Genomic DNA, 14,756 nt, shown 5'->3' on the forward strand with positions numbered 1-14,756 from the left:
GTCCTGATCGGAATCGTCGTACACTGGTCGGTCCACTGAAGGCCGGTTCCCGACCCGGGAACCGGCCTGCTCGTCCCTCCAGGAGGTACGCCGGATGACGACGACGGTCCCCGCAATCGGCACCCGTACGGCCGAAGGCTCGGCCCTGCAGGCCGTGCTCCTCGACATGGACGGCACCCTGGTGGACACCGAGGGCTTCTGGTGGGACGTGGAGTGCGAGGTCTTCGCCGGTCTCGGGCACACCCTCGACGACTCCTGGCGCCATGTCGTGGTCGGCGGCCCGATGACCCGCAGCGCGGGGTTCCTGATCGAGGCCACCGGCGCCGACATCACCCTCGCCGAGCTCACCGTCCTGCTCAACCAGGGCTTCGAGGACCGGATCGACCGGGCGCTGCCGCTGATGCCGGGAGCCGCCCGGCTGCTGGCCGAGCTCGCCACGCACGACATCCCGACGGCCCTGGTCTCGGCCTCCCACCGGCGCATCATCGACCGCGTCCTGGACTCCCTCGGGCCCCAGTACTTCGCCCTGACCGTGGCCGGCGACGAGGTCGCCCGCACCAAGCCGCACCCGGACCCGTACCTGTTCGCCGCCGCCGGACTCGGCGCGGACCCGGCCAGATGCGCGGTCGTCGAGGACACCGCGACCGGCGTGGCCGCGGCGGAGGCGGCGGGCTGCCATGTGGTGGCCGTGCCCTCGGTGGCCCCGATCGCCCCGGCCGCCCGGCGTACCGTGGTGGACTCCCTCGAAGTGGTCGATCTGGCATTTCTGCGCGCTCTGCTGAACTGATGACACAAATGCGCGGTGCGTTCACGCACCGTGCGGCAGCGCGGGGAACGGCAATTCGTCGAGGAGGAATTCGAATCGTGCGGATGGCCGAATTCCGGTACCTCCAGACACAGTTGGAAGTGTGACGTTCACCACTGCGGAAGGGGTCGACACGGTGGCGTATGTGTGCAGTCCGGCCCCCCAACCGGGTGGTTGCCCCGGCTTTGTGTCCCGATTCATGGGACGCTGCACTAATCCTTCCCCTGTCGGGTTTTCAGTGCGTCCACGCCCGGTTTCGCAGCGTGATGGACGCTCAACTCCAGTGGCCGCGAACCCCGTCACGGGCGCGCACTAATCTCATCGCGAGAACCTCACCCCCGCCCCCGTGATCCGCTGCGACACCCCTGCATGCCGGATACACGGACCTGACAGCTGTGGAGATTTCCGAGCATGAACCGCAAGACTTTGGTGCTGCCGGCCGTGGTCGGTCTGCTGGCGCCCGCGCTCGCGGCTTGCGGCGGGTCGGACAGCGGCAGCGACGGCGGGCGCCCGATCGTCGTCGGTACCACGGACCGGTTCATCGCCACCAAGGACGCCCCCGCCCCCTTCGACCCGGCGTACGCCTACGACGTCGGCCTCTGGAACGTGCTGCGCCAGACCGTGCAGACCCTGATGGTCCAGCCGCGCGGCGAGGGCGCGCCCGTCCCCGACGCCGCCGAGAGCTGCGGCTTCACCGACACCGGCAACGAGCGCTACGCCTGCACGCTGCGCCCGGACCTGAAGTTCTCCAACGGCGACCCCATCACCGCGGCCGACGTGAAGTTCTCCATCGACCGAGCCCTCGCCCTCAAGTCGGACAGCGGTGTCTTCGCCCTGCTGTCCACCATCGACACCGTCGAAACCAAGGGCGACAACGAGGTCATCTTCCACCTCAAGACCGCCGACGCCACCTTCCCGTACAAGCTGTCGACCCCGGTCGCGGGCATCGTGAACCCCGACGACTACGAGAAGAACAAACTGCGTGACGGCTTCCAGATCGACGGCTCCGGCCCGTACACCCTCAAGGCCGAGGAGAAGGACGGCGAGGTCGTCAGGGCCGTGTTCACCAGGAACCCCCACTACAAGGGGGCGTTGAGGGTGCACAACGAGCAGGTCGACCTGGTCTCCTACCAGGACGCCGACGCCATGGGCGCCGCCCTCGACAAGGGCGACATCGACGTCATGAGCCGCACCATGACGCCGGAGCAGATCAACAAGCTGGCCGCCGCCGACGGCGATGTCGACCTGATCGACATGCCCGGCCTGGAGATCCGCTACCTGGCCTTCAACACCGCCGCCCCCACGGTGAAGGACAAGGCCGTACGCCAGGCCATGGCGCAGCTCGTCAACCGCGACCAGCTCGTCTCCGAGGTCTACGGCACCCAGGCCGAACCCCTGTACTCGCTCGTCCCGGCCTCCATCACCGGCCATTCCAACGCGTTCTTCAACAAGTACGGCGACCCCAGCCGCGCCAAGGCCAAGGCGCTGCTCGACGACGCCGGCATCACCACCCCCGTGAAGCTGACGCTGCACTACACCACCGACCACTACGGCGCCGCCACCAAGAAGGAGTTCGAGGTGCTGCGGGCGCAGCTCAACGACAGCGGCCTGTTCGACGTCAGCATCGAGGGCACCCCCTGGGACACCTTCGTCCCGGCCGAACGGGCCGGCGAGTACGACGTCTTCGGCATGGGCTGGTTCCCCGACTTCCCGGACGCCGACAGCTTCGTCGCCCCGTTCCTGGACAAGGACAGCTTCCTCAAGTCGCCGTATGCCAACAGCGAGATCCGCAACACCCTGATCCCGGAATCCCGGCGCGAGGCCGACCGTCTCGCCGCCTCCGAGACCCTGAACACAATTCAGGACATCGTGGCCGAGGACGTACCCGTGCTGCCCCTGTGGCAGGGCAAGCAGTACGTGGCGGCGCACGACGCCATCACCGGTGTCGCCTACGCGCTCAACTCCTCCGCCACCCTTCAGCTGTGGGAGCTCGGCCGTGGTGTGAGCGGCTGACACCTCCCCACACGCGCCCCGGGTCCTTGACAGCGGCCCCGGGTACTTCGAGAACGACGTAAGGCACGCACGTGAACATGCGCAACCAGTGGCCGGTCCTGCCGATCGTGGCGGGTCTGGCCTCCGGCCTGCTGACCGGATGCGGTTCCGGGTCCGGCGACACGGGGGAGAACGGCTCCAACGTGGTCATGGGGATGTCCGACGACGTCCTGGCCACCGATCCGGCGTCCGGCTACGACCCCGGCTCCTGGCTGTTGTTCAACAACGTCTTCCAGTCGCTGCTCAGCTTCCCCAAGGGCGGCACCGAGCCGCAGCCGGAACTGGCCCAGGGGTGCAGCTTCACGGACACCTCGACCAAGGTCTACAAGTGCACCCTGAAGGACGGGCTGAGGTTCAGCAACGGTGACCCGCTCACCTCGGAGGACGTCAAGTTCTCCTTCGACCGCATGCTGAAGATCGACGACGCCGACGGCCCGGCCATCATGTTCCCCATGCTCGACACCGTCGAGACGCCGGACGAGAAGACCGTGGTGTTCAACCTGAAGGTCGCCGACGCCACCTTCCCCAGCAAGATCGCCTCCGGCGCCGGCTCCATCGTCAACCACCGCGAGTACGACGCCGACAAGCTGCGCACGGACGGCAAGGCGATCGGCTCCGGCCCGTACAAGCTCGACTCGTTCACCGAGAACGAGGCCGTCTTCTCGGTCAACGAGAACTACCAGGGCACCGCAGACGTGCAGAACTCCGGCGTCACCCTGAAGTTCTTCCATGGCGACCGCAACGCGCTGAAGAAGGCGCTGCTCGCAGACGACATCGACATCGCCTACCGAGGCCTGAGCGCGGCCGACATCGCCGACGTCGAGAACGCCGACACCGACTCCGGCGTCAAGGTCATCGAGGGCAGCAGCGCCGAGGTCCAGCACCTGGTCTTCAACATGGACGACCCGGTCGCCGGAAAGCTCTCCGTCCGCAAGGCCATCGCCCACCTGATCGACCGCGACGCCCTCATCCAGGACGTCTACCAGGGCACCGCCACCCCGCTGTACTCGATCATCCCGGCCGGCATCGCGGGCCACAACACGGCCTTCTTCGACACCTACGGCGCCCGCCCCTCCAAGGCCAAGGCCGAGGACGCGCTGCGCGCCGACGGCATCACCGACAAGGTGAAGCTCACCCTCTGGTCCACCCCCTCCCGCTACGGCCCCGCCACCGACGAGGAGTTGAAGGCCATAGCGGCGCAGCTGAACGCCAGCGGCCTGTTCGCCGCCGACGTGAAGTCCGTCCCCTTCGACCAGTACGAGAAGGACATCGCCGACGGCAAGTACGGCGTCTACGTCAAGGGCTGGGTGCCCGACTACCCGGACGCCGACAACTTCACCGCCCCGTTCTTCGGCGAGGGTAACGTGCTGGGCAACAACTACAGCAACAACACGATCACCGGCACGCTCATCCCGCGCACGGCCGCGCAGAGCGACCGCGCCGCCACCGACAAGGAGTACGGCGAGCTGCAGGACATCGTCGCCGAGGAACTCCCCATGCTGCCGGTCTGGCAGGCCAAGCAGTACGCGGTCGTCCGCGACGAGGTCTACGGCCTGGAGTACTGCCTCGACGCCTCGACCGTCTTCCGCTTCTGGGAGATCAGCAAGGGCTGAGGCCCCGGTACGCCGACGCCGCGGGCGCCCGCTCCTTGGGAACGGGCGCCCGCGGCGCCGTACGGCTCGCCGGGACGGTCACTGCGCGCCGGGACGCACCAGGCCGCTCTCGTACGCGTACACCGCGGCCTGCACCCGGTCGCGCAGCCCCAGCTTGGTGAGGACGTGGCCCACGTGGGTCTTGACCGTGGTCTCGCTGACGAACAGGTCGGCGGCGATCTCGGCGTTCGACAGGCCGCGCGCGACCAGCTTCAGCACCTCGACCTCGCGCTCGGTGAGCGTGTTGAGGGTGTCGGGCACCGGCTCCTCGCCGGACGGCAGATGCGTGGCGTACTTGTCGAGCAGGCGGCGCGTGATGCTCGGGGCGAGCATCGCCTCGCCGGCCGCCACCACGCGGATCGCCTGCACCAGCTCACCCGCGGGCGCGTCCTTCAGCAGAAAGCCGCTGGCGCCGGCCTTGAGTGCCTCCACCACGTACTCGTCGAGGTCGAAAGTGGTCAGCACCAGCACCTTCGCCGGGCCGTCCCGGCCAGGACCGGTGATCTGCCGGGTCGCCTCCACGCCGTCCATCCGCGGCATGCGGATGTCCATCAGCACCACGTCGGGCTGCAGGGCCCGCACCTGGTCGAGTGCCTGGAGGCCGTCTCCGGCCTCGCCGACGACCGCGATGTCCTGCTCGGCCTCCAGGATCATGCGGAAGCCCGTACGCAGCAACGGCTGGTCGTCGACCAGTAGGACGCGGATGGCCACGTGAGTCTCCTTCGCCAGGGCCTGTCGTCCGGATCAGGCCAAAGAGAGCCGACGGCGCCTGATCAGTACCGGTGAGCGGAGTCTGGTGCGTGCAACTGCGAGGCGGAGAAGGGCGTCGACACGATGGGGGTCCCCCGCGCGAGCGTGTTCGAGCGTGGGGGAGTCGACAACCGACGACAACGCGGCAGATGCGCGCGCCAGGCCCCGCGTCCGCGGCATGACCCGAACGACAGGCCCTAGTCCTGCCCCATTCTGCCCTGCTCCACCCCGCGCGATTCGGGCGCCCTCTCGGACGCGGGCCGGGCGTCCTCACCGCCGCCGGTCCGGCGCACGGGCAGCGGATACGGCGGGGGAGTGCCGCCGAACTCCGGGCAGTGCGCCTGGTGGTCGCACCAGCCGCACAGCTTGGTCGGCCGGGGCCGCCAGTCGCCCGACTCGGTGGCCTGGCGGATCGCCTCCCACAGCGCCAGCAGCTTGCGCTCGACCCGCTCCAGATCGGCGAGGACGGGGTCGTACGTCAGCACGTCACCGCTGCCGAGATACACGAGCTGGAGCCGGCGCGGGACCACCTTCTTCAGCCGCCAGACGACGAGCGCGTAGAACTTCATCTGGAACAGCGCGCCCTCGGCGTACTCGGGCCGGGGTGCCTTGCCCGTCTTGTAGTCGACGATGCGGACCTCGCCGGTCGGCGCCACGTCGACCCGGTCGATGATGCCGCGCAGCCGCAGCCCAGAGTCCAGCTCCGCCTCGACGAACAGCTCACGCTCGGCGGGCTCCAGGCGGCTCGGGTCCTCCAGCGTGAACCAGCGCTCGACGAGCCGCTCCGCCTCCGCCAGCCAGCCCGCCAGCCGCTCGCCCTCCGGGTCGTCGGCGAACAACTCCTCGACCTCCGGCCTGGCCTCGCGCAGCCGCTGCCACTGGCCGGGGATCAGGGACTTCGCGCGCGGCGCCGTGCGCTCCGCCGCGGGGGCGTCGAAGAGGCGCTCCAGGACCGAGTGCACCAAGGTGCCCCGGGTCGCCGCCGCGCTGGGCTTCTCGGGCAGCCGGTCGATCACCCGGAACCGGTACAGCAAGGGGCACTGCATGAAGTCGCCGGCACGCGAGGGGGAGAGCGACGTGGGCGGTATGACGACGGGCTCGGTGACCACGGTCGTGGCGGCGGCCTCGGCTGCCGCCGTCACCGCCGTCATCGCGCTCTGCGTCGTAGGCTCGATCATGGCGGACGGATCCGGATCCGCCGCCTCGGCCCTGCCGCCGCTGTGGGGCTCCGCCGTGCCCTCGGTGCTGGTGTCCATGTCCACAGACCATACGGCCCGCCACTGACAGTGACCCAGCCGCGGCCGTGGCAGGTGCGACGACAGGGGAAACGGAGGGGGTGCCGGGGCGGAACGCGTCCCCACGGACGCATACCATCGACCCGAGACCCTTCCGCCCGGCAGGCGCGGGAGACGCTTCGAACGAGGGGACACCGTGGACGAGAGCGGCGGGAGCGGACAGCCGCGGCCGGGCACCGACGAGGCGGACCGCCACCAACCAGGCCGTACGACCCCGACCACGAACCCCGCACGCCCGGACCCGCCCCGGCCGACAGACCCCGCCGCACACCCCGGGGCCGAGTCACCGCTCCCGGACCGCGTACCCGCCGATGTGCCCGCCCCCGAGCCGGACCCTGCCCGTGGAGCCCGCGGTGAGCAGCCGGACGGGGTCCCGGGCGAACGCGGCAACGACGAGCAGCCGACCGGGAACCCGGACGGACACGGCCGAAGCGAGCAGCCGGACGGGGCCCTGGGACCGCACGTCGGCAGTGAGCGGCCGAGCGAACCCGGCGACGCCGAGCGGCCCGGCGGCGGCCGTGAGGGGCTCGGGGACGGTGAGCGGCCGCGCGCTTCCCGTGAGGGATTCGGCGATGGTGAGCGGGCCGGTGGCGGCCGCGGCGACGGACTCGGGGGCGGTGAGCGGCCGAGCGGACGCGCTGACGATGAACCGCCGAGCGGTGACCAGCGCCCGCCCGCCCACCTTCAGCAGCAGGCCCCCACCTCCCACCCGTCCCACCGCACCCTCGCCCACTCCACCCCCGACAAGGGCACCACCCCCCAGCGCCCCCCGGAGCCGCGCGGCGGGCTGCTGATGGGGCGGCCCTTCGGTGTGCCGGTGTACGTCGCCCCCAGCTGGTTCCTCGTCGCCGCGCTGATCACCTGGGTGTTCGGCGGGCAGCTGGAGCGTGTGCTGCCCGAGCTGGGCGCCGCCCGCTACCTGGTCTCCCTCTTCTTCGCCGTCGCCTTCTACGCCTCGGTCCTCGTGCACGAGCTGGCCCACACCGTGGCCGCCCTGCGCTACAAGCTCCCGGTCCGCCGTATCCAGCTGCAGTTCTTCGGGGGGGTCTCCGAGATCGAGAAGGAGGCCGAGACGCCGGGCCGCGAGTTCGTCCTCGCGTTCGTCGGCCCGCTGCTCTCTCTCGTGCTCGCCGGCCTGTTCTACCTCGCCATGCAGCCCGTCGAGCCCGGGACGGTCCCCGGCGTCCTGCTGGCCGGCCTGATGATCTCCAACCTCATCGTGGCCGTCTTCAACCTCCTGCCCGGCCTTCCCCTCGACGGCGGCCGCATGCTCCGCGCCGTCGTCTGGAAGATCACCGGCAAGCCGATGAGCGGCACGGTCGCCGCCGCCTGGGTCGGCCGCGCCCTCGCCGTCTCCGTCCTGATCGGGCTCCCGCTGCTCACCCAGTCCGGCGCGCTCGGCAGGGACGCCACGGACAACGTCGGCATGGACACCGTCATGGACGCCCTGCTCGCCGCCATCCTCGCCGCGATCATCTGGACCGGCGCCGGCAACAGCCTGCGCGTCGCCCGGCTGCGCGAACACCTCCCCGAACTGCGTGCCCGCACCCTCACCCGCCGTGCCGTCCCGGTACAGAGCGACACCCCCCTCTCGGAGGCCCTGCGCCGCGCCAACGCGGCCGGCGCCCGCGCCCTGGTCGTCGTCGACGCCGAGGGCAACCCCCTGTCACTGGTCCGCGAGGCCGCCATCGTCGGCGTACCCGAACACCGCCGCCCCTGGGTCGCGGTCAGCGGTCTCGCCCAGGAGCTCACCGACGGCATGCGCGTCTCCGCCGAGCTGGCCGGCGAGGACCTCCTGGAAGTGCTCCGGGCCACACCCGCGACCGAGTACCTGGTGGTCGAGGAGACCGGCGCGATCTACGGCGTCCTGTCCGCCGCCGACGTCGAACGCGCCTTCGTGAAGGCCATGGCCCGGCCCTCCTGAGGGGCCCCACCCAGTGGTCCGCGGCCCTCACAAACGCCGGTAGGCTGGTCACATGTCCGAACCGACCGGTGCCGCCCGCAGGCGCGGGCCCTTCAAGGTCGGGGACCAGGTACAGCTGACCGACCCCAAGGGCCGCCACTACACGTTCACGCTCGAGGCCGGGAAGAACTTCCACACCCACAAGGGTTCCTTCCCGCACGACGAACTGATCGGCGCTCCCGAGGGCAGCGTTGTCCGCACCACCGGAAACGTCGCCTACCTCGCGCTGCGCCCCCTGCTCCCCGACTACGTCCTGTCCATGCCCCGCGGGGCAGCCGTCGTCTACCCGAAGGACGCGGGGCAGATCCTCGCCTTCGCCGACATCTTCCCCGGCGCACGCGTCGTGGAGGCCGGCGTCGGCTCCGGCTCGCTCAGCAGCTTCCTGCTGCGCGCCATCGGCGACCAGGGCATGCTGCACAGCTACGAGCGCCGCGCGGACTTCGCCGAGATCGCCCAGGCCAACGTGGAGCGCTACTTCGGCGGCCCGCACCCCGCCTGGCAGCTCACCGTCGGCGACCTTCAGGACAACCTCTCGGACACCGACGTCGACCGCGTCATCCTCGACATGCTCGCCCCCTGGGAGTGCCTGGAGGCCGTCTCCAAGGCGCTCGTGCCCGGCGGCATCCTGTGCTGCTACGTCGCGACCACCACCCAGCTCGCCCGGACCGTCGAGTCCATCCGCGAGATCGGCTGCTTCAACGAGCCGACCGCCTGGGAGACGATGATCCGCAACTGGCACATCGAGGGTCTGGCCGTCCGCCCGGACCACCGGATGATCGGCCACACCGGCTTCCTCCTCACCGCCCGCCGCCTCGCCGACGGCGTCGAGCCGCCCATGCGCCGCCGCCGCCCCGCCAAGGGCGCCTACGGCGAGGACTACTCCGGCCCCAACGCCGACGGAGGCATCGGCCGCTGAGGGGCCCTGTGCCGTAGAACCCACGTACAACGTCACGGCGCCGTGGCCGAGTTCCCGCACAACGCCCGGAACTCGGCCACGGCGCCGCTGCGTTGACGTACCGCCAGACGCCTTCCTCACCAGGGCCGACCCCGCCGTTCCCCAACCCTGTGACGTGTGGCACCATGCTGGCCACCCCCACCGGCACAGCCCTCACAGGAGACACTCCTAGTGCAGCAATCCGCCGTTCCGGAACTGGCACACGCGCACCCCCGCCCCATCCACTGGGTCGCCACCGCGACGGCCGTCGCCGGTGTCGTCGCCCTGTCCTCCCTGCTGCAGCCGGACACGGCGACCGCCGCCCAGACGCCGGGCCGCGAGCCCCGGCCGGCCGCCGCGCCGCCCGCCACCGACGGCGTCGACTTCCCCCTTGAATGCGGGCCCGTGCAGGCCGTGGTGGACAAGAGGGCGTCCGGAGACCTCGACGGCGACGGGCGGCCGGAGACGGTCGCCGTCGTGCACTGCGACGCCGGCATCAGCACGCCACCCGACGGCGTCTACGTCCTCACCCAGGGCGACGACTCGACCAGGCCCCGGGTGGTGGCCACGCTCGTCGACCCCAAGGACCGGTTCACCATCAGTGACTTCGCCGTCCGGGACGGCGCCGTCCTCGCGACCCTGCTCGGCTATTCCTCCTCCGACGTCCCGACCTGCTGCCCGGACCTGGAGGAGGACGCGAAGTGGCGGTGGAACAACGGTGCGTTCGTCCGCTCGTCACCCGCCGACGCCCGGAGCGTGTGAAGCACGCAACCCGCGCGTGTGAGAAATCAGACAGTCGTAACTAACCGTAAGGATCCGGTCACTCTGCGTCCGGACCATAGACTTCGACCCTGTCCGAAACTCGACGTACGTGGATGCACTCGCCCGGACACTCCTTCGCCGAGTCGACCACATCCGTGAGGAGCGGCAGCGGTACGGGCGTTGTGGCTCCCTTGGCCTGCAACAACTCGTCGTCCCCGCTCTTCACATAGGCCAGACCGTCGATGTCCAGCTCGAACACCTCAGGCGCATACTGGGCGCAGATGCCGTCGCCGGTACAGAGATCCTGATCGATCCAGACCTCCAGTGCCTCGCCGTCGACTCCGGCCTCCTGCTGCACGGTCACCTCTCCTGCCGTTTGCCCGCCCGGCCGTACGGGAATCCGGCCAGCTCTGACGGGTGTTGAACGCTTCGACTCTACCTCCGCTCGCTTTCGTCTCGCGTTCGCTGGGTATTCCCCTGGCGTGAGGGAGAGCGCAAGGGTGAAGATCGGACACACCCCGACAGTCTTTGTGATCTAGGGGTTTCAATCGACACCCACCCAGGTAGGGTCTGGAAGCGTCCAGCTCCCCTTGGAGGAGGTGAGGACCGTGGCAGCCCACGACGACGACATGAACCGCGGCATCCGCCCGGGACGCGGGTCCGACGACCCGGCCGGGCAGATCGCCTACCTTGAGCAGGAGATCGCCGTCCTGCGACGCAAGCTCGCCGACTCTCCGCGACACACGAGGATTCTCGAAGAGCGGATCGTCGAGCTGCAGACCAACCTGGCCGGCGTGTCCGCACAGAACGAGCGACTCGCCAACACGCTCCGTGAGGCCCGCGACCAGATCGTGGCCCTCAAGGAAGAGGTCGACCGGCTCGCACAGCCACCGGCCGGCTTCGGTGTCTTCCTGCAGGCGAACGAGGACGGCACAGCCGACATCTTCACGGGGGGCCGCAAGCTCCGCGTGAACGTCAGCCCCAGTGTCGAACTCGACGACCTGCGGCGCGGCCAGGAACTGATGCTCAACGAAGCGCTCAACGTGGTCGAAGCCATGGAGTTCGAGCGCGTCGGGGACATCGTCACCCTCAAGGAGATCCTCGAGGACGGCGAACGCGCCCTGGTGCTCGGGCACACCGACGAGGAACGGGTGGTACGGCTCGCCGAGCCGCTGCTGGACGTCACCATCCGCCCCGGCGACGCCCTGCTGCTCGAACCCCGCTCCGGCTACGTCTACGAGGTCGTGCCCAAGAGCGAGGTCGAGGAGCTCGTCCTCGAAGAGGTCCCCGACATCGGCTACGAGGCCATCGGCGGCCTCGGCAACCAGATCGAGGCCATCCGGGACGCCGTCGAGCTCCCGTACCTCTACCCGGACCTGTTCAAGGAGCACGAACTGCGCCCGCCCAAGGGCGTCCTGCTCTACGGACCGCCCGGATGCGGCAAGACGCTCATCGCCAAGGCCGTCGCCAACTCGCTGGCCAAGAAGGTCGCCGAGGTCACCGGCCAGGCCGCCGGCAAGAGCTTCTTCCTCAACATCAAGGGCCCCGAGCTGCTGAACAAGTACGTCGGTGAGACGGAGCGGCAGATCCGCCTCGTCTTCCAGCGAGCCCGGGAGAAGGCCAGCGAGGGCACCCCCGTCATCGTCTTCTTCGACGAGATGGAGTCCCTCTTCCGCACCCGCGGCTCCGGCGTCAGCTCGGACGTGGAGAACACCATCGTCCCGCAGCTGCTCGCCGAGATCGACGGCGTGGAGGGCCTGCAGAACGTGGTCGTGATCGGTGCCTCCAACCGTGAGGACATGATCGACCCCGCGATCCTGCGCCCCGGCCGGCTCGACGTGAAGATCAAGATCGAGCGTCCGGACGCCGAGGCGGCCAAGGACATCTTCGGCAAGTACCTCACCGAGCGCCTCCCGCTGCACGCCGACGATCTCACCGAGCACGGCGGCGACAAGTCCATGACAGTCCAGAGCATGATCCAGACTGCCGTCGAACACATGTACGCCGAAACCGAGGAGAACCGCTTCCTTGAGGTGACCTACGCCAACGGCGACAAGGAAGTCCTCTACTTCAAGGACTTCAACTCCGGCGCCATGATCGAGAACATCGTCGGCCGCGCCAAGAAAATGGCGATCAAGGACTTCCTGGAGCACAACCAGAAGGGCCTGCGCGTCTCCCACCTCCTCCAGGCCTGCGTGGACGAGTTCAAGGAGAACGAAGACCTGCCCAACACCACCAACCCGGACGACTGGGCCCGCATCTCCGGCAAGAAGGGCGAACGGATCGTCTACATCCGTACGCTCATCACCGGAAAGCAGGGCGCGGACACCGGACGCTCCATCGACACGGTGGCGAACACCGGTCAGTACCTGTAAAAGGCAGGGCGGCTGCGGGTGCCCCCACCGGGTACCCGCAGCCGACTGCTTTTCAGGCGTACGCTCGCGAGGTAAGCAAATGATCTCCCCACCAGCGCAAAGGCGTTCTAGGCTCTTCCGTACCGCCGAGTCGCGCAGTGCGGGGACGGGCACCGCACACGCAACCGAGCGCCAGCGGTATCTGAGCGGTGTCCACGACCGAGGCCGCCGCCGGGCAAGGAGGGCCGCATGACCGTACGGCGAGTAATGGGCATCGAGACGGAGTACGGGATCTCCGTCCCCGGCCACCCGAACGCCAATGCCATGCTCACCTCGTCCCAGATCGTCAACGCCTACGCGGCGGCGATGCACCGGGCCCGCCGGGCCCGCTGGGACTTCGAGGAGGAGAACCCCCTGCGGGACGCCCGAGGCTTCGACCTCGCCCGCGAAGCCGCCGACGCCAGCCAGCTCACCGACGAGGACATCGGCCTCGCCAACGTCATCCTGACCAACGGCGCCCGACTCTACGTCGACCACGCCCACCCCGAGTACAGCGCCCCCGAGGTCACCAACCCCCGCGACGCCGTCCTCTGGGACAAGGCCGGCGAGCGAATCATGGCCGAGGCCGCCGAGCGAGCCGCCCAGCTGCCCGGCGCCCAGCCGATCCACCTCTACAAGAACAACACCGACAACAAGGGCGCCTCCTACGGCACGCACGAGAACTACCTGATGAAGCGGGAAACCCCCTTCTCGGACATCGTGCGCCACCTCACGCCCTTCTTCGTCTCCCGCCAGGTCTTCGCCGGAGCGGGCCGCGTCGGCATCGGCCAGGACGGGCACGAACACGGCTTCCAGCTCAGCCAGCGCGCCGACTACTTCGAGGTCGAGGTCGGCCTGGAGACGACGCTCAAGCGCCCGATCATCAACACCCGCGACGAGCCGCACGCCGACGCCGAGAAGTACCGCCGGCTGCACGTGATCATCGGCGACGCGAACCTCTCCGAGATCTCCACCTACCTCAAACTGGGCACGACCTCCCTGGTCCTGTCCATGATCGAGGACGGTTTCATCGCGGTGGACCTGGCGGTGGACCAGCCGGTCCGCACCCTCCACCAGGTCTCCCACGACCCGACGCTCAAGCGCCTGATCACCCTCCGCAGCGGCCGGACCCTCACCGCGGTCCAGCTCCAGATGGAGTACTACGAGCTGTCCCGCAAGTACGTCGAGGAGCGCTTCGGAGCCGACGCCGACGAACAGACCAAGGACGTCCTGCAACGCTGGGAGGACACCCTCAACCGCCTGGAACACGACCCGATGAGCCTGGCCGGCGAGCTGGACTGGGTCGCCAAGCGCGAGCTGATGGAGGGCTACCGGCGCCGCGACGGCCTCGACTGGGACGCCGCCCGGCTGCACCTGGTCGACCTCCAGTACGCGGACGTACGCCCCGACAAGGGCCTGTACAACCGCCTGGTCTCCCGCGGCCGGATGAAGCGGCTGCTGACCGAGGAGAACGTCGAGCGGGCGAAGTCCAAGCCGCCGGAGGACACGCGTGCCTACTTCCGCGGGCGCTGCCTGGAGCAGTACGCCGACGACGTGGCCGCGGCCTCCTGGGACTCGGTGATCTTCGACCTCCCGGGCCGGGACTCGCTCCAGCGCGTCCCAACCCTGGAACCGCTTCGCGGAACGCGTAATCACGTCAAGGAGCTCCTGGACCGCTGCCGTACCGCGGAAGACCTGGTCAGGGTCCTGAGCGGCGGCTGAGCGGGTACCCGGGCGAGGCCGGGCGCGCAGGGTGGAAATCCCGGCGCCCGGGAATCATCGAGGTGGCCCCCGTACGTTGGAGAAACTGCGGGGCCATTGTCAGACCCGGCTTGTAGGGTCTGATCATGACCGATCGGCAGCGATGCCGAAGATGTCGGGCGAACCGAGCGGGGTGAGGGTTATGGCGACCAAGGACACCGGCGGCGGACAGCAGAAGGCGACGCGCTCCACGGAGGAGGTCGAGGAGCAGGCGGCAGAGGCGCAGGCTGCGGAGGACCTCAAGGAGCGGCACGAGAAGCTGAGCGACGACGTGGACTCCGTCCTGGACGAAATCGATGATGTGCTCGAGGAGAACGCAGAGGACTTCGTGCGCTCCTTCGTTCAGAAGGGCGGAGAGTAGGTTCTTCCTTCGAATTGAAGGTGGAACG

Annotated in this window: 12 protein-coding genes; 9 read left to right on the plus strand and 3 right to left on the minus strand. The window is 69.3% G+C overall.

What is annotated here, in order from left to right; translation table 11 throughout:
• Window positions 1-94 precede the first annotated feature (94 nt).
• From HJD23_RS34485 to HJD23_RS34495, 3 genes are all read left to right on the plus strand, one after another.
• The gene (locus tag HJD23_RS34485) at window positions 95-787 is read left to right on the plus strand and encodes an HAD family phosphatase (RefSeq protein ID WP_171113395.1); all 693 of its coding nucleotides are present in this window, start codon (window positions 95-97) and stop codon (window positions 785-787) included.
• A gap of 429 nt (window positions 788-1,216) precedes the next feature.
• A complete protein-coding gene (locus HJD23_RS34490; RefSeq protein WP_171113396.1) occupies window positions 1,217-2,818 on the plus strand; it encodes an ABC transporter substrate-binding protein in 1,602 nt (533 codons plus the stop codon).
• A 71-nt stretch (window positions 2,819-2,889) separates the two neighbouring features.
• Entirely contained in the window at window positions 2,890-4,470 is a 1,581-nt protein-coding gene (locus tag HJD23_RS34495) for an ABC transporter substrate-binding protein (protein ID WP_171113398.1), read from the plus strand.
• Window positions 4,471-4,548: 78 nt separating this feature from the next.
• On the opposite strand, the gene HJD23_RS34500 is transcribed toward HJD23_RS34495, so the two are convergent.
• Together HJD23_RS34500 and HJD23_RS34505 are read right to left on the minus strand one after the other, a co-directional pair.
• The gene (locus HJD23_RS34500) at window positions 4,549-5,220 is read right to left on the minus strand and encodes a response regulator transcription factor (protein ID WP_141309237.1); all 672 of its coding nucleotides are present in this window, start codon (window positions 5,218-5,220) and stop codon (window positions 4,549-4,551) included.
• A 236-nt stretch (window positions 5,221-5,456) separates the two neighbouring features.
• Window positions 5,457-6,515 (minus strand): RecB family exonuclease, encoded by a 1,059-nt coding sequence (locus tag HJD23_RS34505; RefSeq protein WP_171113400.1) that lies wholly within the window; start codon window positions 6,513-6,515, stop codon window positions 5,457-5,459.
• 175 nt (window positions 6,516-6,690) lie between these two features.
• On the opposite strand from HJD23_RS34505, the gene HJD23_RS34510 reads away from it, so the two are divergent.
• From HJD23_RS34510 to HJD23_RS34520, 3 genes are all read left to right on the plus strand, one after another.
• Window positions 6,691-8,478, plus strand: coding sequence for a site-2 protease family protein (locus HJD23_RS34510; protein ID WP_171113401.1), 1,788 nt, complete (start codon window positions 6,691-6,693; stop codon window positions 8,476-8,478).
• 52 nt (window positions 8,479-8,530) lie between these two features.
• Window positions 8,531-9,433: a tRNA (adenine-N1)-methyltransferase gene (locus HJD23_RS34515; RefSeq protein WP_171113403.1), complete on the plus strand. Its 903-nt coding sequence runs from the start codon at window positions 8,531-8,533 to the stop codon at window positions 9,431-9,433.
• Between the two features lie 210 nt (window positions 9,434-9,643).
• Window positions 9,644-10,213 carry a hypothetical protein gene (locus tag HJD23_RS34520; RefSeq protein ID WP_171113405.1) on the plus strand — a complete coding sequence of 190 codons (570 nt, stop codon included), beginning with the start codon at window positions 9,644-9,646 and terminating at the stop codon, window positions 10,211-10,213.
• A gap of 58 nt (window positions 10,214-10,271) precedes the next feature.
• Here HJD23_RS34520 and HJD23_RS34525 read toward each other — a convergent pair whose 3' ends face one another.
• Entirely contained in the window at window positions 10,272-10,577 is a 306-nt protein-coding gene (locus tag HJD23_RS34525; RefSeq protein WP_171113407.1) for a ferredoxin, read from the minus strand.
• 244 nt (window positions 10,578-10,821) lie between these two features.
• Between HJD23_RS34525 and arc the strand changes: the two genes are divergently transcribed.
• The 3 genes from arc to HJD23_RS34540 all read left to right on the plus strand — a co-directional run bounded on the left by arc (window position 10,822) and on the right by HJD23_RS34540 (window position 14,728).
• A complete protein-coding gene (gene arc, locus HJD23_RS34530) occupies window positions 10,822-12,588 on the plus strand; it encodes a proteasome ATPase (RefSeq protein ID WP_171113409.1) in 1,767 nt (588 codons plus the stop codon).
• Window positions 12,589-12,816: 228 nt separating this feature from the next.
• Complete coding sequence (gene dop / locus HJD23_RS34535) at window positions 12,817-14,328, plus strand: depupylase/deamidase Dop (RefSeq protein WP_171113411.1); 1,512 nt, start codon at window positions 12,817-12,819, stop codon at window positions 14,326-14,328.
• Window positions 14,329-14,509: 181 nt separating this feature from the next.
• On the plus strand, window positions 14,510-14,728 hold the full coding sequence (locus tag HJD23_RS34540) for a ubiquitin-like protein Pup (RefSeq protein WP_171113413.1): 219 nt from the start codon (window positions 14,510-14,512) through the stop codon (window positions 14,726-14,728).
• The last annotated feature ends 28 nt before the right edge of the window (window positions 14,729-14,756 follow it).

The sequence above is a fragment of the Streptomyces sp. Z423-1 genome (assembly GCF_013009255.1).
GTDB classification, from domain to species: Bacteria; Actinomycetota; Actinomycetes; order Streptomycetales; family Streptomycetaceae; genus Streptomyces; species Streptomyces gossypiisoli.